Source organism: Halobacillus karajensis, assembly GCF_900108515.1.
Classification (GTDB): domain Bacteria; phylum Bacillota; class Bacilli; order Bacillales; family Halobacillaceae; genus Halobacillus; species Halobacillus karajensis.
The window spans coordinates 869,041-892,825 of the sequence record NZ_FNWW01000001.1 but is presented as its reverse complement, the minus strand read 5'-3'; the positions used below and the strand labels follow the sequence as shown (position 1 = coordinate 892,825).

Here is a 23,785-nt window from a genome sequence, read left to right as displayed (position 1 = left end):
ATGAGGGAAGCCTTTATTCCAATATCATAGAATCATGCTTCATGGTATATTTAAGATGAACTATTTGACCGGAGGGGCTATTATGCGCATTTCCAAGATACTGAACAATAATGCTGTCGTGGTTTACGATGGTCCTCAAGAAAAAATCGTCATGGGAAAGGGAGTCGCCTTTCAAAAGAAGCGCAACGATATTGTGCCGAAACATAAAATCGAGAAAATTTTCCTCTTGCGTGATCAATCCTCAGAAAAATTTCAACAACTTCTATCCACCTTACCGGAGAAGCATATTGAAGTGGCGGAACGGATTATTAGCTATGCTGAAGGGTATCTGGAGGCCCCGTTACATGATCATATCCACATTGCCTTGACCGACCACTTATCTTTTGCACTGGAGAGGATTGGTAAAGGCTTTCCGATTCAGAATAAGTTGACCAACGAAATTAAATTTCTTTATAAGAAGGAATTCGAAGTCGGGATGTGGGCGAAGGAAGAGATCAAGCAGAAGCTTGGTGTCGACATCCCATTAGATGAGGTGGCCCACATTGCTCTTCATGTCCATACCGCTAAAATGGATGCTCCCTCTATGAATGAATCTTTGCAGACGGCCACCATTTTACGTGATTTTATTGATCAAGTGGAAGAAATCGTCGGAGTGCCCATTGAGGAAACGAGTATCAATTATCAGCGTTTAATTACCCACCTGCGTTTTGCTTTGAACAGAGTAGAAGAAGGGAGTCGTTTTGAGCCGATGGATGAGGATATGATGACACTCATTCAGATGAAATATGAAGAGGCTTATAAGACATCAAAGAAAGTCACTGGCTTTTTGAGAGATGTATACGGGATCGATTTTCCAGATTCCGAGATTGCTTATATTGCCTTGCATATCCAAAGACTCCTGACAAAATGAAAGGAAAAAGGGAGTTGACGATAGCGTTTTCATCGTATAGAATAGGAAACATTCAAAGCTGAATAGTGTAGGATTGTTACTGATAAAGCAGGCAAGACCTAAAATGTGTAGAGTGACAGAGGTACCTCGTGTAGGTGAATCACCTTTGTAAACTGTGCGCGTTTTAGGTCTTTTTTTTATTTTCTAACCTTTGTGTTAGTTTTCTCTTCTTCTTCCCTTATTAAGAAGGCACGAAGGGAGAATTCCATCACTTGGGGACGATGATCTTGCTTTATCTTGTTTAACAAAAAAATAATTTTAAAAAAACAAGGAGGAGAACACCATGAACCATAAGGAAATAGCCGGACAATTGGTCCAGTTGCTCGGGGGGAAGGAAAATGTGGTTAGTGCGACCCACTGTGCGACACGTCTGCGCCTCGTCATTGAAGACGAAAATCAAATAGAGAAAACAGCTATAGAAGAGTTGGATGAGGTAAAAGGAGCCTTTTCTAGTTCGGGTCAATTTCAAATCATTTTTGGAACAGGGACGGTCAATAAGGTCTTTACCCACTTTGGCCCTCTAGTTGGGGCTTCAACAGGGGGAGAAGATAGCGGAAAAAGTGTCTCCCATAAAGAGGCAGCGAAAAATAAAATGCATCCATTGGCCCGTTTCGCACGGACGCTTTCTAATATTTTTGTTCCGATTATCCCTGCTATCGTTGCAGCGGGGATGTTGATGGGACTACTTGGGTTGATGGATACTTACAACTGGGTGGATCCAGAGAGCGGTCTCTTTGTCATGTTGGATATGTTCTCATCTGCGGCATTCATTATTTTACCGATTTTGATTGGTTATAGTGCGGCTAAGGAATTCGGAGGGAATACTTATTTAGGGGCTGTCATCGGTGGGATTATGACTCATCCGGGTCTCTTGAATCCATGGGGTCTTGCCGATGCCCAGCCGGAAACGCTCGATTTTCTCGGTTTTGGTGTGGAAATGCTTGGCTACCAGGGGACAGTGATTCCTGTGCTACTAACCGTCTATGTCATGGCTAAGCTAGAACAGGGATTCCGTAGAATAGTCCCTAATGCGGTTGATTTACTATTAACACCGTTCTTGACGGTTATATTCACCGGTTTTGTAGCCATGCTTGTGATCGGTCCACTTGGACGGACCCTAGGGAATGGCTTGACTTCCGTTCTTGGTATTGTTTATGACACCGCAGGTCCTATGGCTGGTCTTATCTTTGGAGGATTGTACTCTACGATCGTCTTAACAGGGGTGCATCACAGTTTCCATGCGATTGAAGCAGAGCTCTTGAATGTCGGTGGAAACTACTTACTGCCCATCTGGGCGATGGCTAATGTCGCTCAAGGGGGCGCTACGATCGCTGTTTTCTTTAAGACCAAGAATAAAAAGACGAAAGAAATTGCCCTCCCAGCTGGAATCTCTGCTTTTCTGGGAATTACGGAGCCAGCCATCTTCGGAGTAAACTTAAAGTACCGTCGTCCATTTATCGGTGCAGCCATCGGAGGGGCTCTTGGTGGCGCGTACGTCGTGTTTACTAAAGTGATGGCCAATGGAATCGGACTGACTGGTTTGCCGATGTTTGCCATTGCCCAGGATCCGGTTAATTACGGAATTGGATGCTTGATTGCTATCGGGGGATCCATTGTCTCTACCCTGCTTCTTAGCTGGAAAGAAGAGACGAAATAAGAGAAGAAAATGCTTACTAGTCTACGACTGGTAGGGGTTTGTTTAAGATGATTATGAGGAGGATGAATAATGAAAAAAGGAGTTATCTCGCTAGGCGAAGCCTTGATTGATTTTATTCCGTTGGATGTGGCTAATATAAACTATCAGAAGAGTCCTGGAGGCGCACCGGCGAATGTTGCGGTTGGTGTCTCAAGACTAGGGGCATCGTCTACTTTTTTAGGCAAGGTGGGGGAAGATATACTTGGCCGGTTCATGAAGGAAACCCTCGATTCCTATGGGGTGAAAACACACACCATGTCCTTAACGCCTGACAGCAGAACGGGGGTTGTTTTTGTGACGAACGCAGAGGATGGAGAGCGCAGTTTTGATTTTTATATCAACCCGAGTGCCGACCAGTTCCTTAAAAAAAGTGAAATTCATACAGAGGATTTTGAGGCAAACAAAGTCCTCCATTTCGGATCGATTTCGATGATCCGCGACCCCGCTAAAGAAGCTACTCGTCATGCTGTTACACTGGCTAAGGAAAAAGGGATGATCGTTTCCTATGATCCCAACCTTCGTCTACCACTATGGGATTCCGAAGCCCATGCTCGTGAAACGATTCAGTCGATGCTTGGGGAAGCAGATCTTCTGAAAATTTCAGAAGAAGAGCTTACCTTCATCACAGGTGAAACAGAAATAGAAAAGGGGCTTGAAAAGCTTTCCTATTACGAAATCCCTCTTATTCTTATAACTATGGGTAGAGACGGGAGTTATGTTTGTACAAAAGACGGATATGAACATGTACCTGCAATGGAAGTGAAAGCCGTGGATACGACAGGAGCAGGAGATGCTTTTGTTTCCGGCATGCTTTATTCTTTAAATGAGTATGAAGGCGACATAACGGGAATTACCCTTTCTGAAGCGGTGGAAATGGCAGCATTTTCCTCTGTCTCAGGTGCCCTTGCTGCTTCTACAAAAGGAGCTATGACAGCTCTACCTACCTTGGGTGAAGTAAAAAAACACCGTGGGAGTCAGGGGAGGAAGTGATGGATAGAGACCAACATTTACGTCAGGCTGCCTACAAGGAGATAGAGAAACATCAGCTTCTCGTAGAACAAGACCCATACCGCCTGCATTATCACATCATGCCCCTGGTCGGATTACTAAATGATCCGAACGGCTTTGTCCAGTGGAAAGGTACGTATCACCTTTTCTATCAGTGGATGCCATTTGAAACAGGGCATGGGGCAAAATTTTGGGGTCACTATCAATCAAAGGATCTTGTGAACTGGAAGCACGAGGGGATTGCCCTTACTCCAGCAGAATGGTTTGAGAAAAATGGCTGTTATTCTGGGAGCGCGCTGGTGCATGAAGGTCAGTTATACGTTTTTTATACAGGAAATGTAAAAGATGAAGAAGGGAACCGGGAGTCCTACCAATGTTTAGCGGTATCCGAAGATGGGGTTCATTTTGACAAGAAGGGGCCAGTTGTCCAACTCCCAAGAGGGTACACAGCCCATTTCCGTGATCCAAAAGTTTGGGAGCAGAATGGGGCTTACTTCATGGTTATCGGTGCGCAGACGGATGATTGGAAAGGGGCTGTCGTTTTGTTCACGTCTAGCAATTTAGTTGATTGGAAGCATGTGGGGATTATCGCAGGCGGGGGGAAAGGTCCGCTCGAAGCATTTGGTTATATGTTTGAATGTCCTGATCTCTTTCATCTGGATGGACAAGATGTACTTGTTTTTTCTCCTCAAGGTCTTGAGCCGGACGGAATGAAGTATCATAACGTCTATCAAGCAGGTTATGTGACAGGAATCTTTGAGGCAGAGAAAACCTCCTATAAACATGGGGAATTTTATGAATTGGATCATGGTTTTGATTTTTATGCCCCACAGACCACACGGGACGAAAAGGGACGCCGGATTTTGTTCGGATGGATGAGTGTGCCAGATCAGGGTGAACAGGACCACCCTACAATCCAGCATCAATGGCTGCACAACATGACACTGCCGCGGGAACTGAAACTTGTAAACGGAAAACTTTATCAATCACCTGTTGCAGAACTTAGGGACTTACGTGAAGGCGATGCAATTGAAAGGGAAGTCTCTATCAATCAGGAGACGCGGTGGGTGAAAGGCGTAGAGGGGAAAGCCTTAGAGCTGGAGCTTAAAGAAATCAACCTTAAAGCAGGCTGGCTGGCGATTTCATTCGGGGGCTCTGGCCGTATCGTCTACTCAAGGAATGATCAGGTTTTCACAATGGAGCGAGAGAGCTATGTAGATGGGGTTGTAGAGAAAAGACAAACAGAGGTTAAGGAGTTACATGACCTGCAAATCTTTCTCGATACATCTTCGATTGAAGTATTCATTAATGGAGGAGAGTATGTGTTCACCTCCCGCTTTTATCCATCACCCAATAATGAGAGCATCCAGTTCAGAGCCTCACAAACCGTATCCTTTCATCTGAAAAAATGGAAGCTTCGTAGAGTTTTCTGATTTCCAAATTATGTATGACCTGGTACACCAGCAAATTCCATAGAGTCCTATTGAAGAAGCAAAAATTTTATCAGCGTTCTTAAAAAAATCAGACTGTCGAGTAAATCTCGACAGTCTGAATATTTATCAGTGATTTTTATACAAACAGGCTTAGCAACAAAGTGAAGCCGAGACCCAGGACAGAGATGATCGTTTCAAGCAGTGTCCATGTGGCAAAGGTTTCTTTCATTGTGAGGCCGAAGTATTCTTTAAACATCCAGAACCCGGCATCGTTCACGTGAGAAGCGATCAAGCTGCCCGCACCTGTAGAAAGAACCATAAGGGCCAAGTTAACATCGGACTGTCCCAATAGAGGGATGACAAGCCCGACGGTTGTTAATGCAGCAACCGTTGCTGACCCCAAGGAAATCCGCAGAATAGCCGCGATCAGCCAAGCTAGTAAAATCGGAGACATGGTAGACCCTTCGAAGAGTTCAGCGACGTAATCGCCTACACCGCCATCGATGAGTACTTGTTTAAACGCACCGCCACCACCGATAATTAAGAGCATCATACCGATTTGGGCAATGGCCGTAGAGCAGGATTCCATCACTGTTTTCACAGGAATATTACGCGCAATTCCCATCGTGTACATCGCCACTAGCAAGGAAATGACCATAGCCGTGGAGGCGTTACCAATTAAGTTTACAATAGATAAGAAGGCGTTTGTTTCAATGCCTGCCATTTCTTGAATCAATGTAATGATGGTAGAAATAGCAATTAAGATAACCGGAAGCATAGCGGTAAAAACACTGATGCCAAACTTCGGTGTGTCATCAAGTTTAAATTTCTTCTGCTCTCCTAAAGACGTGATGTCTCCTTGTCTTGTAAAGGAATCCGGAACTAGTTTCTGAGCCATCTTCGTAAAAATAGGCCCCGCAACTATAACGATAGGGATGGAAATGATGATTCCATAAAGCAGGACTTCCCCAAGATCGGCCCCATATTCACCGGCAATCACTGTTGGACCAGGGTGTGGGGGCAGAAATCCGTGGGTAACAGATAAAGCGGCAGCCATCGGAATTCCTAAATATAAAATGGATACTTTTAATTCTCTTGAAATCGCAAAAACAATTGGAATAAGGAGGACAAGTCCTACTTCAAAGAACAGGGCAATGCCGATGACGAAAGATGCGGACACGACAGCCCATTGAATATTTTTCTCACCAAATTTATTTACAAACGTCATAGCAATACGCTGAGCTCCGCCGGCGTCTGTAATCAGCTTACCTAGCATGGCACCAAGACCAAAGATCAGCGCCAGGTGTCCGAGTGTACCGCCCAATCCAGCTTCAATCGTTCCAACAATATCTTCAAGCGGCATTCCCAATAAGATCGCGACACCAAATGAAACAATAATCAATGAAACAAATGTATTCAGTTTAAGCCCCATAATTAAAATCAACAGGGCAACAATTCCTATAGCTACCATTAATAATGGCATGATGATCCCTCCATGTTGTGTTTTACTTGTGAATTAAACGTCTCTGGTATTCTGCAATTCTTGTATAATCACTGCTCAGTCTTCGGGATAAATCAATGAAAATCGGCAGCAATTGTCGGTATTCTTTAGCGGCTTCTTCTTCCGGTGTGTGTTGATGGGTGCTTCCAATCATTTCGGAAGCGACTTCAAACGATTCTACTTTTCCAGTGGCATAGAGTCCTAGAATACAAGCGCCGAGACAAGAGCTTTCATAGCTTTCTGGCACGACAACTTCTGATTCAAATATGTCGGCCATCATCTGTCGCCATACACCGGAACGTGCAAAGCCGCCGGTTGCTTGAATCCTGGTCACCGGTGTATCCATGCATTCCACGAGGGCGAGGAAAACGGTGTATAGGTTGTAAATAATGCCTTCGAGGGATGCACGGATCATGTGCTCTTTCTTATGAGACATGGTTAGTCCGAAGAATGACCCGCGTACATCCGGATTCCAAAGCGGCGCTCGCTCTCCGGCTAAATACGGATGGAAAATTAACCCCTCTGCCCCCGGTCTCACCCCATCGGCGATTTTAGTCAGGACTTCATAAGGGTCGATACCCAGCCGCTTTGCTGTTTCAATTTCAGACGCAGCGAATTCGTCTCTAATCCAGCGCAGAATCATTCCACCATTGTTAACGGGACCTCCGATGACCCAGTGATCCTCTGTCAGCGCATAGCAGAAGATTCTCCCTTTTTCATCTGTCTGCGGCTTATCAATGATGGTGCGGATTGCCCCGCTTGTCCCAATCGTGACAGCGATTTCTCCTTTCCCGATAGCGTTTACACCCAGGTTTGATAAAACGCCGTCACTCGCCCCAATAATAAACGGAGTTTCAGCGTCCAACCCGATTTTATCGGCTAGTGGACGATTGCATGGAGTAAAGGCCTCGGTCGTTGGCACAAGCCTTGATAATTTATCTCGGGAAATGCCAGCGATGTTAAGAGCTTCTTCATCCCAGTCCAATTTTTCCAAGTTCATCATACCAGTGGCAGAAGCAAGAGAATGATCAAGAACATAGTCGTCAAAAAACTTGTGAAAGATGTATTCCTTTATTCCAATGTACTTGCATGTTTTGGAATCGATTTCAGGATGTTCCTGCACAAGCCATGTCACTTTACTTAAGGGAGACATGGGATGGATCGGAGTGCCTGTCCGTCTGTAGACGTTATGGCCATTCCATTCGTGCTTGATTTTCTGTGTCCATGCTTCACTTCTGTTATCCGCCCAGGTGATGCATGGAGTCAGGGGGTGGCCGTCTTTGTCTACGGCAATAAGACTGTGCATGGCACTACTGAATGAGACGAAAGAGATCTTCTTGTCCTTATGATCTTTCATAATGGCGGTCATGACGGTGACGACCGCTTGAAAAATTTCCTCCGGATCTTGTTCAGCCGTTGAGATGTCAGGTGTATGCAGGGGATACCCTTGGCTTTCTTTTTGGATGACATCGCCTTTTTCATTAAAAAGGACGGCTTTTGTACTGGTGGTACCGATGTCGATACCGAGCATGAAGTTAGTCATCTTCTTTTTCGACTCCTTTAGTAAAGGTTTGTTGCGACATCCAAAGTTCTTCGACTCTGCCTTGGACATCATCGAAGTTCCGATGTAAGGATTGAACCATAAGGTCCCGATCCTTCTTATGAATGGCCTCGATATATAGTGCATGGTTGGCTATAATTCTTTCAAAGTCCTCGTACATTTCTTCAAATCTGTACCGCATAGAAAGCAGGATTAGGCTTTCGAGTGTGGGTTTTAGGTTGTCCCAAATCATCTGAATGTGAGAATGACCAATGGAACGAATAATCGTTTCATGAAAAAGCAGATCTTGTTTGGAAAACTCATCGGCATCCTTGTATTGGATCGCTATTTTCATCATTTCAAAAATCTTGCTGAGATCTTTCACTAGTTCATCTGTTTCCATATGGACGAGACGTTCAAATACAAAACTTTCAATAAGTAAACGCACGTCATACATTTCCTGGATTTCTTTTTCCGTTATATTGAGAACTAAGGCTCCCATCCTTTTCAGTCGGATGAGGTTTTCCGAAGAAAGGACTTTTAATGCTTCACGCACGGGTGAACGGCTTACGGAAAATTCGGAAGCCAGCTGATTCTCAGATAGGATTGAACCGCTTTCAACAACGCCCGAAATAATTCGCATTCGGAGCTCGCTGGCCACACGTTCACCAGCGGAAGCTTTTGATAACCATTGGAGCGGGTACATAAAGTCGCCAGAATCTTTCATATATCCACCTCGTTTATTCATCATGTATACTTGTATACAAGAAGTATAGTACATCTTTCTATTTTTGAAAACGCTTTTCTAGAATTTTTTGTCGAAAAAAAACGAATGGTAAGGAAAAACATGGCCATGCCCGGTTTCTGACCTTTGTCACCATGAAAAACTCCTGCAAGGGATTTCCACCCATGCAGGAGTTTTTTCGCCGTTTCCGTCATAAAAATCTTTGAAATCCGAGGGCCTTTTAGATGCTGGCCTGCGGTACTTAAGGAGAATAGATTTTACCATGGGCATCTACGTAAACCGATTGGATGATCGTCCGTTCCAGGGGTGATCCATCCACACTGCCCTCTATATCCATCGTCATGTTGTAGATACCTTCCCCGAGGTTGGGAATCTCAAAGGCGTTTCCATTCTTTTTTGGTTTTACTTTCCTCTGCTTCCATTTTCCGTTTTTACCGTAATATTCAATGGTCATATCTGTTTTGACTTTCATCTTTTTCCCGCTTTTGACTTTCATGCGGTTCCCCTCAATTTCTCTGCTGAGCATCGCATTGACAGGACTCTCAAAGGCCGTGTCCAGAAGATAGTGTTCTTTTTGATTTGCTTTTGTTTCGATGGTCCATTTTCCGGCATCCGGCTGATGAATGGTTATCAAGTGATGGTAAGCACTGTTCAGGAATTCACTGTCATCTTTCGTGACTGTAAAGCTTCTGTACGTCTTTTTATTTGGTGATATGAGCGTGAGATCGGTGTCTTTTTGGTCGCTGATCCAGTCAAAAGTGACAGAAGATGCGTCCTTTTCTACATGAACCCTTTCCTGATGAGTACCAGTATATTCACCACCAGTGAGGGAATGTCCTACAGGTGCTTGCTGTTCGTGATGGAGGGAGGCTGTTTGGAACTCTGCAGCAGCAGGTGCATTTTCATTTAAGTAATCTTTGAAATGGTGGAACGTGGTGGCTCCTTTGATTGTCGTATGGTTCCATTCGCCGACTTTGATTTCTGTTGAGTAAGGGAGTCGGGAGCTATTGACTGTAACGGCTCCATCATTGCTTCCATATGGCTGTAAATAGAGGCCGCCCCAATAAAGTGAACTGCCGAAACTTCCCCATTCCGTGCCGCCAAACGTAAAGATCGGGGTGTGGAGGACGTTTTCATGCTGATCAGTGACGGAGCGGAAATAATCCATATACCCTGTCTGTAAGGAATGGGTGGCATCATTTTTACTGCCTAAGGTTCCAGCAAGCCAGCTGGCCCAGCTGCTGTAAGCCAAGTCAGCTAATTCTGAGCCGTAATGGGGTGTTGATAAGGTGATCACACGCTCGACAAAGGGGTCTGCTTCGTAGTGGATGAGGGCGGATTGGGTATCAATCCCGCCTTTACTGTGGGCGACAACAACGATTTTTTTACCGAAGTGTTGATAGATCTCTTTGATTTTTTGTTTGAGGAGGGCGCCGTTTTCCCACATATCTTTCCCGGGATGGAGATCGATAAAGGCTGTTTCATATCCGTTCTGGTAGGCTGTTTCATACATGTCGTTGTTTTCATACCAAGTTTCTGATGAACTGTTCAATCCATGAACAAACAAGATCGGGTGTTTACTTGATGAACCATTGGAGGGAATGTCTCCCACATACCATTCTCCAGGCTCGCCTGAAGAGCCATCTTTAATCGATCCTGCCAAACTAACGGAAGGCACCATGAGGAAAAACATCATAAAAATCACCATCCACTTTTTGGATTTGACCATTTCCCTGGCTCCTTTTCAAAGGTTTATTTGGGAGTCATGAGGGGTTTGTCAGAGGGGTTCCCCTACTATATCATTCGCTTTCGAAAGATTAATTCCTTCTATTGAAAGGTGGGAAGAAAGGGGGAAACTTATTATGATATTAGTCCTCCCGTATGGCGCATCGTTTTCATAGGATATTAAACGAGGAAAAACGGGGGAGGAATGAGGATGTCCCACAGAGCAAGTTCAGGCAACCATCTTCTTTTTATCACAGAACCAGGCGGGCATATCATTGAGGAAGGACAAACGGTTGATCTGACGGAAAAATATCCGGCGGGCATCGATGTCAGCCCTTATTATACGATTCGAGTGGCTGGAGGAAATAGAGTGGTTTCCGAAGGGGCCGTCATGTTTAAATTAATTATGAAAATTGATCGAGTCAGTTTTTTGACCTTGGATCAGATGACTCTTTATCCGGGAGAAAAGTTCAATCGCACTTATAATGTGCCTGGAGAAGGAATCGGAATAAAAGCAGAAGCAGAAAAAGGAGCCGGGGTCGATGCCGTAGACCTTGCCGTTTTCGGGTTTAAGTTCTAACTTAAAAAAATATTGGCGGGTCAGAAAAATGGCTGGTGAGACATAAAAAAAGAAAACAGCACATAAAATGAAAAAGGACGCCTCCCGGAAAAAAGACGTCCTTTTCATCATGTTTCTTTTTCAATTGTATAGGTCCCGCGTTCTGTCTCAATCTTAAAACGGTCATTCAAATATTGGTATCGTGTAGAATCTTCCAATGGAATTTCATAATAAGGGGAAGGAAGCGGCTGAGCACTTTGCGCGTCTGTTTCTGTTTGTCCTTGGCCGTGTAAGTAAAGCGCATGCATAGGGGTGTACTCATCCAAACGCCTCGTGTTCGTATCATAAGATATTTCCTGCAAGTTCATCGTGATCGTGTCTTCATCTCGAATTTCGTGCTTCATAATCCGAATCTTTTCTCCATGCCACTTTTGTAACAGCTGGTTGAATTCTTCAACGGTTAAATCGTTCATCGTTATCCCTCCTTTCCTTATCTTTTCCCCGTCCGATGTAAACATGCAGGTGGAAACTCTATGCCCTCTTATTTTCACTCCGTCGTGTTAAAATATTTATAAGGGTTCGTTCTGTAGAAAAGAAGAAAGGCATCATACATAAAAGGAACGAGGTGTCATCTTATGAGAAAATTAACCCAAGTAGTGATATTCCTTCTACTGATCGGTCTGTTATCGGCCTGTGTGGAAGGGGATCTCAAACTGAAGGTAAACAAAGATGGGAGTGGGGAGCATACCGTCACAGTGGGAGCCGAAGAAGAAACGTTGAACCGCTTTGGTGATCGCGTTCAGGATTTAATGGAAAATGTGAATAAGGAGCTGGAATCTAAAGGCTATGAAGTTGAATCTTATAAGGAAGACGGCTACAGCGGCTTTCGCGCGAAAAAAAGTTTTGAAGACGTGCGCGAGCTGGACTTGATGCCGGTATCCGGAAGTTTGAAAGAAACTGGTGCAGTGCCAGCCATCGGGGATGTCCCGATAAATATGACCACAGAAGGTGGGTTCTTTACGTCTACATATAAAGTGGAAGCGGAGCTGGACCTTGCCAACTCTGGGGTTATGGGAGGAATGCAGTCGCTTGTGGCTGATCAACTGGATCTTACATTTACGCTTGATCTTCCTCTTTCTCCGAAGGCACATAATGCAGACAGGGTCAAAGGGGATGTTCTCCAATGGGATATCCAGGCTGCTGGAACGACGAATATTATGGTGGAAATGGTCGTTCCAAATCTCCGCAATATCGCGATAACCGTTATCTCAGCCCTCGTTGTGCTTGCGCTCCTTATAGTGCTGATTAGAAAAAGGAAAAAAGCAGAATCAGGAGAAAAACAATAGCAGAGTGCATCCTATGCACTCTGCTATTGTTTTAAGATGTCGACAAAGTGGGAAAGGATTCTTGCCGTCATTCCCCATATCACCTTGTCCTCATAAATATAAAAGTATTCTTCGAGCTGGCGTGTCCGCCAGTTATAATCTTCTCCCCCAGGGATCAGGTCGAACGGAAAGTTTTGTTCAGGCTGTGCTTCGAAATGGACATAGTGAATACGTGGATCGTTTTCCAAGAAAAAGGAGAGGGGGACCGTAAATACTTCGCGTACCTCATCGGGGTTGCGAATAAGGTCTTCTTCCGAGACATCCAAATAGCCCACAAAAGAGTATACGATCATCCCAAACGGCGATATTAAATAATCTAAAGGAAAGACGTTTGTAAACCTCCCTGGATCTACCCCCAGTTCTTCTTCTGTCTCTCGGATGGCCGCTTGTTTGGCGGACGGGTCCTCAGCGTCAATTTTCCCACCAGGGAAGCATATTTCACCAGGCTGCCTTCTTAATTGGTGGGACCGCACCTCAAAGACGACGTGCAGCTCCTCATTTTTTTCAATTAAAGGTAAAAGGACTGCAAATTTTCTAAATTGTTCGTGGCCGAGAACGGACGGTTTATGATTTTTCACTGTACTAAAAATAGTTTTCGCATCCATAGCCTCACCTCGTTCTTTCACTATACCAGAACCTGACCAAGAATAGAAAAGAGGCACTCTTTAGAGCGCCTCTTTAATGATCTTTTTGTAATAGAGAACAGACAGCAGTCCGAATATCGAGTAGAGTGCCGTATAAAGACCCATCACAATGAACATTGGTGTCCAGAGTTCTGTTCCAAAGAAGAACCACCCGGATTTCACAGCAAAGTAACTATGCAGGAGCCCAATCAGTAATGGAATGCCGAAATTGAACAATTGTTTCCCCTGAATCCCTCGGAGTAAATCTCCACGTGTGAAGCCCAGTTTTCTCAAAATCGTGTAGCTGCCCTTTTCATCTTCTCCCTCATCCATCTGTTTGAAATAAAGCACACAGCCGGAAGTGATCAGGAAGGTGAGTCCAAGGAAGCCGACAATGAACATGACGAGCCCCATATTTTGTTTCTGGGTATGAGTCCTGTGCCACTGGGATCCGTGTTCAAAGGTTTTGTTTAATCCCATTTGTTCAAAAATAACATAGGCTTCTTCCTGTTTACTGGAATCTCCCAAGTTTATGCCTGTATACAGGTTAGGTTTTGTCTGCAGATCCGGGTCGTAGCTTTCGCTCAATTCGTTAAATAAGGTTTCATCAATGACAGCAATTGGAAGGCCGCCCGCGACATAATAGGAGGAAAGTACATAATCTTTTTCCAAACCTTGATAATCCAAGTTGACCCAGTCCCCACCCAGATGGATTTCTGTGGTTCCTCCGTCGTGAAGGGAGATGAAGGACTGCATTAAGTCGGTATAGCCGGTAAGTTTCATTTGCCCTTCTTCAAGAGTAATATTCTCTACAGCCGTTTCGCTGATAACAGGCAGGCTGGTTTGTTCTGTATCGAAGTTTAATTCTTCTAGATTCGCATCTAAAATATCTTTGATATTAAATGCTGCTTCGTACACTTCGATTTCTTTTTTGGAAGAAGTGATTCCAGCTTCCTCTAATAGCCTGCTAAACTCTTCGGCCTGTTCAGGATCGGTGATGGCAAAGTCATCAGGGACCGAATTTTGGGCGGACTTTTCCGCAGAATAATAAGAAATATAGCTAAGAGAAAGCAGACCGATAGCAAGAGCCGAGACTGTTGTAATAATGGTAAGTAAAAAGGCATTCGATTTCATTCGGAACATAATCGAAGAAAGGGAGAGCACCTCGTTGATATTCAAATAGCCCTTCTTGTTTTTACGAATCAAATTGGAAACAAATCGTACCGATCCTTTGTAAAGGAAATAGGTGCCGCCAATGACGGCGGCTAAGACGAATGCCATCGCACCAAACAAGCTATTAACCGTCGTAAAGTCCCCTTCAAAAAGCTGGGAGGAGACATAATAGCCGGAGGCGATGAGGCCAATTCCAAGCACACCCATAATATGCTCCCAAATAGAAAGCTTCTTTACTTTCCCTTGCGCGCTTGAAGTTACCCGGAACAGAGCGAGAATCGACTGTCTGCGGATGAATAAATAGTTCGTGGTCATGATGACGAGATAAATCCCTGCGAACACCAACAGTGTTTGGGAAAACGCCTGGATGGAAAAGTGGAGGTTCGCTATTTCGTCAACTCCGACGACCCGGAAAAAACTCATCAAAATCAATTTCGATATCGCAAATCCGATAAAAATACCGATCGCAATAGAACCGAAATAGATGATCAGATTTTCTACACTTAAAATGCGGAAAATCCGGTTCTTTGTCATCCCGATCAGCTGAAACAAGCCGATCTCTTTACTGCGTCGTTTAATAAAAAGCCTATTCGCATAAAGGAGGAAGACAGCAACGATGGCAATCAGAAGTACGCTTGCTACACGCATAGCTGCTTCACCTTTGAGGGAACTGTCCATACTCATCGATGGGTCATATTGCAAGGTGACAAAAGAAAAATATAAAGCCACACTAAAAATGAGAGCAAATACATAAAGGTAATAATTCTTCAGGTTCTTTTTTAAGTTGCGGTAGATGAGCTGATTAATGTTCATAGTGCACACCACCGAGCACACCCTGGGTTTTCATAATATCCTTCAAAAACGTCTGTCGGCTCTGGTCCCCTTTGTTCAACTGTGTGTAAATTTGCCCATCGCGGATGAAAATCACGCGGCTGCTGTAACTGGCTGCTACAGGGTCGTGGGTGACCATAGCGATCGTGGCCTGCCGTTTGGTATTCATTTCGCTTAATTTATCTAACAGATCGGAGGCTGATTTGGAATCAAGTGCCCCCGTCGGTTCATCGGCGAAAATGATACTTGGTTCATGAATAAATGCCCTGGCTGCAGATGTCCGTTGTTTCTGACCGCCTGAGACCTCATTCGGATATTTATCTTGAATGTCCTCAATGCCGAGTTCTTTCGCAACGGCCTGAAATTTCACCTGGGCGTCCTTCTTGGCGACTTTGGAAATCGATAGAGGCAGCAGGATATTTTCTTTCACGGTCAACGTATCTAAAAGGTTATATTCTTGAAATATAAAGCCGAGGTGGTGCTTCCGAAATTCAGCGAGCTTTTTATCCTTTTGACTTGTGATCTCCTGGCCGTCGATGTGAATCGTCCCGTGGCTGACGCGGTCGATTGAGGAGAGGACGTTAAGCAGTGTGGTCTTTCCCGAACCCGAAGCCCCCATAATCGTCACGAATTCTCCTTTTTCAATCGATAGATCGATTCCTTCTAACACATGCTGTTTCATAAACTTATTTCCATAGCTTTTATGAATCTTCCTTGCTTCTAGTAAACTCATTTTCGTTACCCCCTTTGTTCTATAATTTCATTCTAATCCCACATGGCTTTTGTTTTCCTTCGTTTTAACTAACAAAATAGCGGAAGCATGTGACAGTTTCGTCACATGCTCCTGAGCTTCGTAAATTCGTTCTCTTTCGGGAAGACAAGTGTGAATGTGGTTCCTTCTCCAAGCCGGCTGTCCACGTTAAATGTGATCTTTAATGCTTGGCGGATGCGGTCAGTTAAATAAAGCCCCATGCCTGTGGCAGCTTTGTCCTGGTGGTCCGCTGTCGATGTAAATCCTTTTTCAAAAATGCGCGGGAGGTCCCGCGGATCGATACCGCGCCCTTCATCCTGGATGGTCAGATGGATACGGCCGTCTTGCTCTACACTTGCCAAGGTTATTTCTGATGGCCCGCTGTATTTTATAGCATTCGTTAATAACTGCCTCAATATAAATGACAGCCATTTCGCATCTGACAGTACTTTCTCTGCCTGGAGGTCGATATCGAACCCGATTCCCTTCTGCATACACCACGATTTTAGTGATTTGATTTCGTTGAACACTAAAGGTTCCAGGTTTACTTCCTCGATATAAAGATCATTCTCAATAAAAGGGATTCGTTTTTGGTGCAGCTGCTGATCGAGAAGGAAGTGAATCCTCATCCACTCAAAGGTCAGCTGTGACTTGAGTTTATAATCATTAAGGCGGTCGATAATCAGTTGCATCGCTGTCAAAGGTGTTTTCACTTCATGAATCCATGATAAAAGCTCATCCTTTTCTTGTTCCAACAAGATTTGGTTACGGGAGGCTTCCTGTTTCAATTGTTCCATTTGTTCACATACATTTCGCTCAATAACGGCTTCAAAGGGACTGTCCGCTTCCGGGAATGTGGTTAAGTCGAGATCGTTGTCCCGTTCTTCCAAAGCCACATAAAACGGTGTTTCTTTTCGATACCGAATAAAAAGAAACAGAATCACAAGGATGCTCGATAGAAAGGTGTAGTAGAGGACGGATGTAAGGGGGACAGCCTGATCAACAAAAGCCATGAATAGAGCGAGAAGCTGGAGGCCGGCGATAAGCAGGATCCAACTGATTCTCTCCAGTAAAAATCGGCGGATCATGACTCTTCCCTCGCCACATATCCTTGTCCAACTTTCGTTTGGATCGCGTCTCCGAGCCCGATATCACTGAGTTTTTTCCGTAAGCGGTTGACATTGACGGTCAATGTGTTATCACTCACGAAACGCTCGTCCTCCCAGAGTCGGTGAATGATTTCTTCCCGGCTTACCACTTTACTTTTCTTTTCGATCAGCACCTTCAAGATCAGTCTTTCATTCTTGGTAAGGTCAATGGTTCCTGCTTCATTTGTGACGCGGTTGCGCTCATAATCAATAGTTGCCCCGAACCATGTTTTTAATTCATTATTATCTGTATTGTAATTGTACACCCGGCGTAGAATGGCCTGAATCTTGGCAATCAACACATCGAAATGGAACGGTTTTTGGACGAAATCATCTGCGCCTAAATTCATCGACATGACCATATCTGTGGGATGGTCTCTCGAGGATAAGAAAATGATCGGTACATTGGAATGCTCGCGGATCATCCGACACCAGTGGAAGCCGTCAAACTTTGGCAGTTGAATATCAATAAGGACGAGGTGGGGATCGACGGCTGTGAACACCTCCATCACTCGGCTGAAATCATCGATTCCGTGAACCTCATAGGACCATTGGCTAAGCCGCTCTTCGATTTCCTGAAAAAGGGTGCGATCATCTTCAATTAAAAGCAAATTAAACATAACGAGCTCCGCCTTTCCGTATTTTACCTTTTCTCAGTATATCAAATGAGTGGGGTTCTGCACATTTCACTACATTGAAGCAGTACTGTGATAAAACTTTTTTGACTATTCCAGCAAATCCCTTTAAAAAGGGCTGGGATAGGCGTACAATGGATAATAATATTTTATTATACACATTCGAAAAGGAGTCCTGACCATGTCCTTAAACATAGTTGAAACTGACCACAAGAAAGCCAAACCAGAAAGTGAAGCGATTCCTTTTGGTCGTACATTCACAGACCACATGTTTGTGATGGATTATCAAGTAGATAAAGGCTGGCACGAGCCGAGGATTGTCCCTTATGAACCACTGACTCTTGATCCGGCAGCCATGATTTTTCATTATGGCCAGACGGTGTTTGAAGGATTGAAAGCTTACCGTACGGATGATAACCGTGTGCTGCTCTTCCGTCCTGAAAAAAACTTTGAACGCTTGAATCAGTCCAGCGATCGTTTGAGCATCCCACCAATCGATGAGGAGGAAGTACTGGGCTATTTGACAAGACTCCTAGAACTTGAAAAGGATTGGGTCCCTTCTTTTGAAGGCACATCCCTTTACATACGCCCGTTTATCATTGCGACAGAGCCAAGTCTTGCGGTAGCTCCTTCCCAAACCTATAAACTACTGATCATCCTTTCGCCGGTCGGCCCTTATTTTTCTGGAGGGATGAAACCGGTCATTATCAATGTGGAAGATAAGTTCACACGCGCCGTCAAAGGTGGAACCGGTATGGCTAAGACTGCCGGGAACTATTCTTCTGGTTATCAAGCCCAGGCCAAAGCTGCTGAAGAAGGAAATAATGATGTTCTCTGGCTTGATGGAGTGGAAAAGCGGTACATTGAAGAAGTCGGCAGTATGAACATATTCTTTAAAATTGATGGTGAAGTAGTTACACCCGCCCTAAGCGGAAGTATTTTGCAGGGAATTACTCGTACTTCTATCCTTGAACTGCTTAGAGAGTGGGGAGTACCTGTGACGGAACGCCGTATTGCGATTGACGAGTTATATCACGCCTATGAAGAAGGAAAGCTTGAAGAAGCATTCGGAACTGGAACAGCAGCAGTGATTTCACCGGTCGGTGAGTTAAACTGGCTTGGCAAAAAGATGGTGATTAATAATCACGAAATCGGTTCACTGTCTAAAGAGTTGTATGATACGATAACCGGAATCCAGCGGGGTAGAAAAGAGGACGCTTACGGATGGACCATTGAAGTATAAAGAAAAAGCCTCAGGCATAGGTCCTGGGCTTTTTTGTTGGGGTAGACAATGAAAAAACCCGCCCTTATACTAGCAGGGCGGGTTTCCTATTACTGTACACTGACAGCTTCTTTCAGTTGTACTTGTTCGAGCTCGCTTAGAACATGCGATTCTTCTTCTTTTGTCAAAGGAAGCAGGGGCAGGCGGACACCACCGACTTGAACACCTTTGGCGTTTAGCGCCGCTTTCACTGGCGACGGGCTTGGCGCAGAAAAGATGGCGTCCATAACTGGAAGAAGTTTCTGATGCAAACGGGCTGCATAGGCGAAATCCCCTTCACGGAAGCTTTGGATCATCTGCTGCATTTCATTCCCGATGACGTGGGAAGAAACGGATACAATTCCTGTACCCCCGATGGATACAAATGGCAGAGTATTAGAATCTTCCCCACTGTAAACGGAAAAGTCGTCTGGCGTTTCCCGAATGATTTCTGTAGCCGCATTAAGATCACCGCTCGCTTCTTTCACAGAAACGATATTATCGATTTGAGATAAGCGGATGATGGTCGCTGGTTCCATATTCACGACACTTCTTCCTGGAATGTTGTAAAGCATAACAGGTAGAGAAGTAGCTGCGGCAATTATAGAGAAGTGCTGGTAAAGTCCTTCTTGTGTTGGTTTGTTGTAATAAGGGGTCACGAGCATGATGGCATCAACGCCCGCTTCTTCCGCTTTTTTCGTTAAGCTTATGGAAGCTGTCGTATTGTTGGAACCCGTACCGGCAATGACGGGTACTCTGCCATCCACAACTTCAACAACGAACTTGTAAAGGTTTACCTTTTCCTCTGCCGTTAATGTCGGCGACTCTCCTGTTGTTCCTGCAATGACTAAGGCATCCGATCCATTTTCAATCAAGTGGTTGACTAAATCTCTTGTCGCCTCGTAATCCACATTGTCTTTGTTGTCAAAAGGGGTCACCATCGCTGTTAATACTTGGCCGAAATTCATAACCTCACACCTTTGTTTAGATTTTGAATACGTTCGAGGCTGTGAGGGCCATACGGCATTAAAAATAAAAACGGCAGCAACGAGGGCTTCGCTGCTGCCGTAGAAACTTTTTACCGTTCCTGCGTAAGATAGCCCTCCATATAGTTTCCTATATGACAGTCCTGTACTTGTTCAGCAGCAGAACCAGCATCGGGGATATGAGCTCCCGTTCGCTTCGGCAATTTCCCCTTTCCGTCCGCTTCGCAGGAGCTCATTCTCCTCAGCCGGACGTACTCATGTCATTGCACCTCTATCCTTACTTCAAAATTAATTGAAATAAGAAAATATTTAGTTGTTTTAAAGATTATCAAAAATTTCCCCCTGTTACAAGTGGAAAGACAAGGGAACAGATAGTTCGACAAAACTTTTTTTACAGTGTGCCTCGGCGTTTAGTTTTATCTGGATGGTCCTCTTTTACATTACTGTATAGATTTGTTTTTACAGAAGCCAGGGAGAGTGAATAACCGTAAGGAGAAGTAATACGTTTCTATGAAGAGAAAACAAGGATGGGGGACTCGGGGGAGGAACTTGAATGCCCCCCTCCCCTCGCGGAAAGCTAATCTTTACAGCCCAAGGTGGCTTCAACGGGATTTTTTTGACCAGCCCTTTTCCTTGAAGCGGGAAATCGCTTCAATCCGGTTACTGACTTCTAGTTTCTCTAATATGACAGATACATAGTTACGAACTGTGCCGGTCGTGATAAATAAAGCCTTGGAAATATCTTTGGTGTTTTTTCCCTCTGCCATCAACTCGATGACTTCACGCTCGCGTTCGGTAAGGGGATTAGGTTCCGTGAAAGCAAGGTCGACAAGTTCAGGATCAAATATCCGCTGGCCATTCATGATTTTACGGATGGCTGTGGCTAGTTCTTCACTTGGATTGTCTTTTAACAAATATCCACTGACCCCTGCCCGGCGGGCGCGTTCAAAATATCCCGGTCGGGCAAATGTCGTAAGGATAATGACCTTACACGGTTCTTCGTATAATTCTTCCGCTGCATCAAGTCCATCTTTCACAGGCATTTCAATATCCATGATGCAGATGTCTGGTTTTAATTCTTTCACGAGTTTGCAAGCTTCTTCCCCGTTTTGAGCTTGACCTACAACTTCCATACCGTCTTCTAAATCGAGAAGTGCACCGAGAGCCCCCAGCAGCATGCGCTGGTCTTCGGCAATGACAATCCGGATCATGCTTGACCCTCCTTTTCTGTGTTTTTAATGACGTTAGGGGCATGAAGCTTTAAGGTAGTCCCTTGATGGGATTCGATTTCAAGTCTTCCATTTACGAATTCTAACCGCTCCCGCATTCCTTGTAGTCCGTTCCCTTGAAATGGCTCTACGGACGCAGGGAGACCTTTCCCGTCATCTTTTACGCAAACGAGAATTTCGGTAGGCGATTGTTCAATTGTCACATGGCAAGAGGTGGCTTCACTATGTTTAACAATGTTAGTTGCTGCTTCTTTCAGGCACATACTAAGTACGTTTTCAACGAGCAGCGGAGTATCTTCTAGATGGGGATTCCCTTTAAAGTCAAATGTCATTTCTGCGGCTTTAATAATCTGCTCGACACGTACAAGCTCGTCTTCGAGCTTTGTCCCTTTCATATTCGATACCATCTCTCGGACTTCCTTCAATGCCGTACGGGCTGTAGTCCTGATGTCCTCGACTTCTTTGGCAGCTTTGTCAGGCTGTACGGTCATCAACTTTCTTGCAAGATCGCTTTTCAAACCGATCATCGACAATTTCTGGCCGAGAGTATCGTGAAGGTCACGGGCAATTCGCTCCCTTTCTTCGATCACCATCAGTTGAGAGATTCGCTCATTCGCATCTTCCAGTTCGCCTTCCAGTTTCTGTTGTTGGTTCCGGTAACGGACGGTGAAGGGAAGCAGGATTACACCAATCACAGTTACAATGATGAAGGGAAGGTTCGGAAAAAGAGATTCAATCTGATAAATGAATGTGGTTGTGATGGCAATCAAAGTTGTCGTCAGGTGAACGATATAGAGGGCCAAAAAACCACCGAGTTGTTTGATATTCCCGATGAAAAACGCTAAGAACAAAGCAAAATAAATATATCCAAATAAGGCGGTCATTACGAGACTGATCGCCATTTCCACACTGACCCATAAGTAGACGAAGCGGCTGTTGGATATGAATGATAACCGGTAAGCGAGGAAAAAGATCAATGTCATAATGATCCCGAACAGCATTTCATAGATGGAAGAAGAACGGAAGATAAAGAAAAAAGGCAGGACGCAGAAAATAATCCATACATATATACTCAGTCCTGTGTTTTTCGGGATGATATGGTACCAGTTTTGCATCATTTCACACCTCCTTGTCTTTTTGTTTCTCTAGCAAATTATACAATATTTAATTATGATTCTCTTTTTATAGTGGGTATCATCTCGTTCAAGCGCCTGCCCTTTGAGGTTTGGCTTAGGCTTGCTGGAGGTGATCAAGGTGCTTACGTTATTGTTCTTTAGCATAAAGGAAAAGTCCATTCGAGGGAATGGACTTTTCTCATTATCATTACATTTTATTTATCCTGGAAAGTGGGCTCCTGCTGGTCTAGCATGGCTAAACGCTTTTTCTTAAGGAGGGGCTTCACTTCTTTAAAGGATACAAATGTCTTGTTTTCTGTGTCATATAAACGGAATCGTATGGATTCAAGGCTCGTAGCAAGGGTAATGGTTGTCGCATGTTGCAGCGGCGGCGTGTGTTCATGGGCGTCTTCTAAAGCGTAATTGGGTACGCGCGGGCTGAGATGGTGTACATGGTGGAAACCAATGTTACCGGAAACCCACTGCAGCAACTTCGGAAGCTTGTAATACGAACTCCCGTCAACGGCCGCTTTGACGAAATCCCATTCCGATTCATCTTCAAAATAAGAATCTTCAAACTGGTGCTGTACATAGAACAACCAAATGCCTAATATGCCGGATACGTAAAGGATTGGTAGTTGAATGAGTAAGAAAGCTTCCCATCCGATTGCCCAGATGAGCAGGCTATATAGAACCGTAATGGAAACATTCGTTACATAGGTGTTCCTTCTTTCCTTCTTTTTAGCTCCTTTTCGATTGAAGCGATTGGAGATAAGGAACAAATAAAGCGGTCCAAGGCCGAACATGACGATAGGATTCCGGTAAATACGGTAAGCTATCCGTTCTTTAAAAGAAGCTTCTACATATTCATCTACTGTCATCACCCAAATATCCCCTGTGCCGCGTTTGTCCAAGTTTCCACTTGTCGCATGGTGGATGGAGTGGCTTCTTTTCCATTTATCAAACGGAAACAACGTCAAGATTCCTGTGATGGTGCCAATGATCCGGTTTGCCTTTTGGCTCTTCAGGAATGATTGGTGTGTACAATCATGGAAGATGATGAAAATACGGACGACAAATCCACCGGCAATCATCGCAACAGGTATCGTTAGCCATACAGAGATCGATAAGCTTGCATAGGCCAAATACCACAAAAGGGCAAAAGGCAGAATCGTATTGATCAACTGGCGGACACCAGCTTGTGTATCAGGTTTCGCAAAGGCTGAAACACTTTTCTTCAGCTCTCGTTGTTTATCCTTGTTCATATAAATGTCCCCTTCATGTTCGTTCATATGTTTATGATAGGAAAATACACGGTTTTTTATAAGACATAAATGTCAGGACATACACATGACACTTGTCATGGTGGATTGTCAATAATTAGGGTGACCAGGTCATCCATAAATTCCCACACCAGGTAACCCAAAATTTGGATGACCTGGTGTGGGAATTTATGACAATATATCCCTCACATAAAAATGGGGTTTTTCCC

The 23,785-nt window shown here is 44.4% G+C and carries 21 protein-coding genes and 1 riboswitch; of the genes, 7 read left to right on the top strand and 14 right to left on the bottom strand.

Going from position 1 to position 23,785, the window contains the following annotated elements:
* Positions 1-82 precede the first annotated feature (82 nt).
* From BLW54_RS04105 to BLW54_RS04090, 4 genes are all read left to right on the top strand, one after another.
* Positions 83-910: a PRD domain-containing protein gene (locus BLW54_RS04105; protein ID WP_035507149.1), complete on the top strand. Its 828-nt coding sequence runs from the start codon at positions 83-85 to the stop codon at positions 908-910.
* A 322-nt stretch (positions 911-1,232) separates the two neighbouring features.
* Positions 1,233-2,606, top strand: a complete 1,374-nt coding sequence (locus BLW54_RS04100) for a sucrose-specific PTS transporter subunit IIBC (protein WP_035507147.1) — start codon at positions 1,233-1,235, stop codon at positions 2,604-2,606.
* 69 nt (positions 2,607-2,675) lie between these two features.
* On the top strand, positions 2,676-3,635 hold the full coding sequence (locus tag BLW54_RS04095) for a carbohydrate kinase family protein (protein WP_035507144.1): 960 nt from the start codon (positions 2,676-2,678) through the stop codon (positions 3,633-3,635).
* Positions 3,635-5,086, top strand: a complete 1,452-nt coding sequence (locus tag BLW54_RS04090) for a glycoside hydrolase family 32 protein (protein WP_035507142.1) — start codon at positions 3,635-3,637, stop codon at positions 5,084-5,086. Before BLW54_RS04095 ends, BLW54_RS04090 begins: the two co-directional genes overlap by 1 nt.
* A 136-nt stretch (positions 5,087-5,222) precedes the next feature.
* Here BLW54_RS04090 and BLW54_RS04085 read toward each other — a convergent pair whose 3' ends face one another.
* The 4 genes from BLW54_RS04085 to BLW54_RS04070 all read right to left on the bottom strand — a co-directional run bounded on the left by BLW54_RS04085 (position 5,223) and on the right by BLW54_RS04070 (position 10,601).
* Positions 5,223-6,569: a GntP family permease gene (locus BLW54_RS04085; protein WP_035507140.1), complete on the bottom strand. Its 1,347-nt coding sequence runs from the start codon at positions 6,567-6,569 to the stop codon at positions 5,223-5,225.
* Positions 6,570-6,591: 22 nt separating this feature from the next.
* Positions 6,592-8,130 carry a gluconokinase gene (gene gntK / locus BLW54_RS04080; RefSeq protein WP_035507139.1) on the bottom strand — a complete coding sequence of 513 codons (1,539 nt, stop codon included), beginning with the start codon at positions 8,128-8,130 and terminating at the stop codon, positions 6,592-6,594.
* Entirely contained in the window at positions 8,123-8,854 is a 732-nt protein-coding gene (locus BLW54_RS04075) for a GntR family transcriptional regulator (protein WP_035507137.1), read from the bottom strand. The genes gntK and BLW54_RS04075 overlap by 8 nt, the downstream gene beginning before the upstream one ends.
* Positions 8,855-9,113: 259 nt before the next feature.
* Positions 9,114-10,601 (bottom strand): esterase/lipase family protein, encoded by a 1,488-nt coding sequence (locus BLW54_RS04070; protein WP_035507135.1) that lies wholly within the window; start codon positions 10,599-10,601, stop codon positions 9,114-9,116.
* Positions 10,602-10,808: 207 nt separating this feature from the next.
* On the opposite strand from BLW54_RS04070, the gene BLW54_RS04065 reads away from it, so the two are divergent.
* Complete coding sequence (locus BLW54_RS04065) at positions 10,809-11,177, top strand: hypothetical protein (RefSeq protein WP_035507134.1); 369 nt, start codon at positions 10,809-10,811, stop codon at positions 11,175-11,177.
* A gap of 107 nt (positions 11,178-11,284) precedes the next feature.
* Here the strand turns inward: BLW54_RS04065 and ymzB are convergent, their stop codons facing one another.
* Positions 11,285-11,629 carry a protein YmzB gene (gene ymzB / locus BLW54_RS04060; protein ID WP_035507132.1) on the bottom strand — a complete coding sequence of 115 codons (345 nt, stop codon included), beginning with the start codon at positions 11,627-11,629 and terminating at the stop codon, positions 11,285-11,287.
* Between the two features lie 162 nt (positions 11,630-11,791).
* On the opposite strand from ymzB, the gene BLW54_RS04055 reads away from it, so the two are divergent.
* Complete coding sequence (locus BLW54_RS04055) at positions 11,792-12,502, top strand: LppM family (lipo)protein (RefSeq protein WP_051744052.1); 711 nt, start codon at positions 11,792-11,794, stop codon at positions 12,500-12,502.
* Between the two features lie 23 nt (positions 12,503-12,525).
* Here BLW54_RS04055 and BLW54_RS04050 read toward each other — a convergent pair whose 3' ends face one another.
* The 5 genes from BLW54_RS04050 to BLW54_RS04030 form a co-directional block, all read right to left on the bottom strand.
* A complete protein-coding gene (locus tag BLW54_RS04050; RefSeq protein ID WP_035507768.1) occupies positions 12,526-13,146 on the bottom strand; it encodes an NUDIX hydrolase in 621 nt (206 codons plus the stop codon).
* A gap of 60 nt (positions 13,147-13,206) precedes the next feature.
* Positions 13,207-15,150, bottom strand: a complete 1,944-nt coding sequence (locus BLW54_RS04045; RefSeq protein ID WP_035507129.1) for an FtsX-like permease family protein — start codon at positions 15,148-15,150, stop codon at positions 13,207-13,209.
* Positions 15,140-15,901 (bottom strand): ABC transporter ATP-binding protein, encoded by a 762-nt coding sequence (locus BLW54_RS04040; RefSeq protein ID WP_035507127.1) that lies wholly within the window; start codon positions 15,899-15,901, stop codon positions 15,140-15,142. The genes BLW54_RS04045 and BLW54_RS04040 overlap by 11 nt, the downstream gene beginning before the upstream one ends.
* Before the next feature lie 101 nt (positions 15,902-16,002).
* The gene (locus BLW54_RS04035) at positions 16,003-17,007 is read right to left on the bottom strand and encodes a sensor histidine kinase (protein WP_035507126.1); all 1,005 of its coding nucleotides are present in this window, start codon (positions 17,005-17,007) and stop codon (positions 16,003-16,005) included.
* Positions 17,004-17,687 carry a response regulator transcription factor gene (locus tag BLW54_RS04030; RefSeq protein WP_035507124.1) on the bottom strand — a complete coding sequence of 228 codons (684 nt, stop codon included), beginning with the start codon at positions 17,685-17,687 and terminating at the stop codon, positions 17,004-17,006. Before BLW54_RS04030 ends, BLW54_RS04035 begins: the two co-directional genes overlap by 4 nt.
* A 196-nt stretch (positions 17,688-17,883) precedes the next feature.
* On the opposite strand from BLW54_RS04030, the gene BLW54_RS04025 reads away from it, so the two are divergent.
* Positions 17,884-18,945 carry a branched-chain amino acid aminotransferase gene (locus BLW54_RS04025; RefSeq protein WP_035507123.1) on the top strand — a complete coding sequence of 354 codons (1,062 nt, stop codon included), beginning with the start codon at positions 17,884-17,886 and terminating at the stop codon, positions 18,943-18,945.
* An 89-nt stretch (positions 18,946-19,034) separates the two neighbouring features.
* On the opposite strand, the gene dapA is transcribed toward BLW54_RS04025, so the two are convergent.
* The 4 genes from dapA to desA all read right to left on the bottom strand — a co-directional run bounded on the left by dapA (position 19,035) and on the right by desA (position 23,558).
* On the bottom strand, positions 19,035-19,931 hold the full coding sequence (gene dapA, locus BLW54_RS04020) for a 4-hydroxy-tetrahydrodipicolinate synthase (RefSeq protein ID WP_035507120.1): 897 nt from the start codon (positions 19,929-19,931) through the stop codon (positions 19,035-19,037).
* Positions 19,932-20,052: 121 nt separating this feature from the next.
* A riboswitch (Lysine riboswitch) is annotated at positions 20,053-20,231 on the bottom strand.
* A gap of 320 nt (positions 20,232-20,551) precedes the next feature.
* The gene (locus tag BLW54_RS04015; RefSeq protein ID WP_035507119.1) at positions 20,552-21,160 is read right to left on the bottom strand and encodes a response regulator transcription factor; all 609 of its coding nucleotides are present in this window, start codon (positions 21,158-21,160) and stop codon (positions 20,552-20,554) included.
* Positions 21,157-22,293, bottom strand: a complete 1,137-nt coding sequence (locus tag BLW54_RS04010) for a sensor histidine kinase (protein ID WP_035507766.1) — start codon at positions 22,291-22,293, stop codon at positions 21,157-21,159. Before BLW54_RS04010 ends, BLW54_RS04015 begins: the two co-directional genes overlap by 4 nt.
* A gap of 215 nt (positions 22,294-22,508) precedes the next feature.
* Positions 22,509-23,558, bottom strand: coding sequence for a Delta(5) desaturase DesA (desA, locus tag BLW54_RS04005; protein WP_035507116.1), 1,050 nt, complete (start codon positions 23,556-23,558; stop codon positions 22,509-22,511).
* Between the last annotated feature and the right edge of the window lie 227 nt (positions 23,559-23,785).

Excerpts from the sequence above, each read along its gene's own strand:
- BLW54_RS04050 (WP_035507768.1), bottom strand. The coding sequence starts at position 13,146 with ATGGATGCGAAAACTATTTTTAGTACAGTGAAAAATCATAAACCGTCC.
- BLW54_RS04075 (WP_035507137.1), bottom strand. The coding sequence starts at position 8,854 with ATGAAAGATTCTGGCGACTTTATGTACCCGCTCCAATGGTTATCAAAA.
- BLW54_RS04010 (WP_035507766.1), bottom strand. The coding sequence starts at position 22,293 with ATGCAAAACTGGTACCATATCATCCCGAAAAACACAGGACTGAGTATA.
- BLW54_RS04015 (WP_035507119.1), bottom strand. The coding sequence starts at position 21,160 with ATGATCCGGATTGTCATTGCCGAAGACCAGCGCATGCTGCTGGGGGCT.
- desA (WP_035507116.1), bottom strand. The coding sequence starts at position 23,558 with ATGAACAAGGATAAACAACGAGAGCTGAAGAAAAGTGTTTCAGCCTTT.
- BLW54_RS04105 (WP_035507149.1), top strand. The coding sequence starts at position 83 with ATGCGCATTTCCAAGATACTGAACAATAATGCTGTCGTGGTTTACGAT.
- gntK (WP_035507139.1), bottom strand. The coding sequence starts at position 8,130 with ATGACTAACTTCATGCTCGGTATCGACATCGGTACCACCAGTACAAAA.
- BLW54_RS04025 (WP_035507123.1), top strand. The coding sequence starts at position 17,884 with ATGTCCTTAAACATAGTTGAAACTGACCACAAGAAAGCCAAACCAGAA.
- ymzB (WP_035507132.1), bottom strand. The coding sequence starts at position 11,629 with ATGAACGATTTAACCGTTGAAGAATTCAACCAGCTGTTACAAAAGTGG.
- BLW54_RS04070 (WP_035507135.1), bottom strand. The coding sequence starts at position 10,601 with ATGGTCAAATCCAAAAAGTGGATGGTGATTTTTATGATGTTTTTCCTC.
- BLW54_RS04040 (WP_035507127.1), bottom strand. The coding sequence starts at position 15,901 with ATGAGTTTACTAGAAGCAAGGAAGATTCATAAAAGCTATGGAAATAAG.
- BLW54_RS04045 (WP_035507129.1), bottom strand. The coding sequence starts at position 15,150 with ATGAACATTAATCAGCTCATCTACCGCAACTTAAAAAAGAACCTGAAG.
- BLW54_RS04100 (WP_035507147.1), top strand. The coding sequence starts at position 1,233 with ATGAACCATAAGGAAATAGCCGGACAATTGGTCCAGTTGCTCGGGGGG.
- BLW54_RS04030 (WP_035507124.1), bottom strand. The coding sequence starts at position 17,687 with ATGTTTAATTTGCTTTTAATTGAAGATGATCGCACCCTTTTTCAGGAA.
- BLW54_RS04095 (WP_035507144.1), top strand. The coding sequence starts at position 2,676 with ATGAAAAAAGGAGTTATCTCGCTAGGCGAAGCCTTGATTGATTTTATT.
- BLW54_RS04085 (WP_035507140.1), bottom strand. The coding sequence starts at position 6,569 with ATGCCATTATTAATGGTAGCTATAGGAATTGTTGCCCTGTTGATTTTA.
- BLW54_RS04055 (WP_051744052.1), top strand. The coding sequence starts at position 11,792 with ATGAGAAAATTAACCCAAGTAGTGATATTCCTTCTACTGATCGGTCTG.
- BLW54_RS04090 (WP_035507142.1), top strand. The coding sequence starts at position 3,635 with ATGGATAGAGACCAACATTTACGTCAGGCTGCCTACAAGGAGATAGAG.
- BLW54_RS04065 (WP_035507134.1), top strand. The coding sequence starts at position 10,809 with ATGTCCCACAGAGCAAGTTCAGGCAACCATCTTCTTTTTATCACAGAA.
- dapA (WP_035507120.1), bottom strand. The coding sequence starts at position 19,931 with ATGAATTTCGGCCAAGTATTAACAGCGATGGTGACCCCTTTTGACAAC.
- BLW54_RS04035 (WP_035507126.1), bottom strand. The coding sequence starts at position 17,007 with ATGATCCGCCGATTTTTACTGGAGAGAATCAGTTGGATCCTGCTTATC.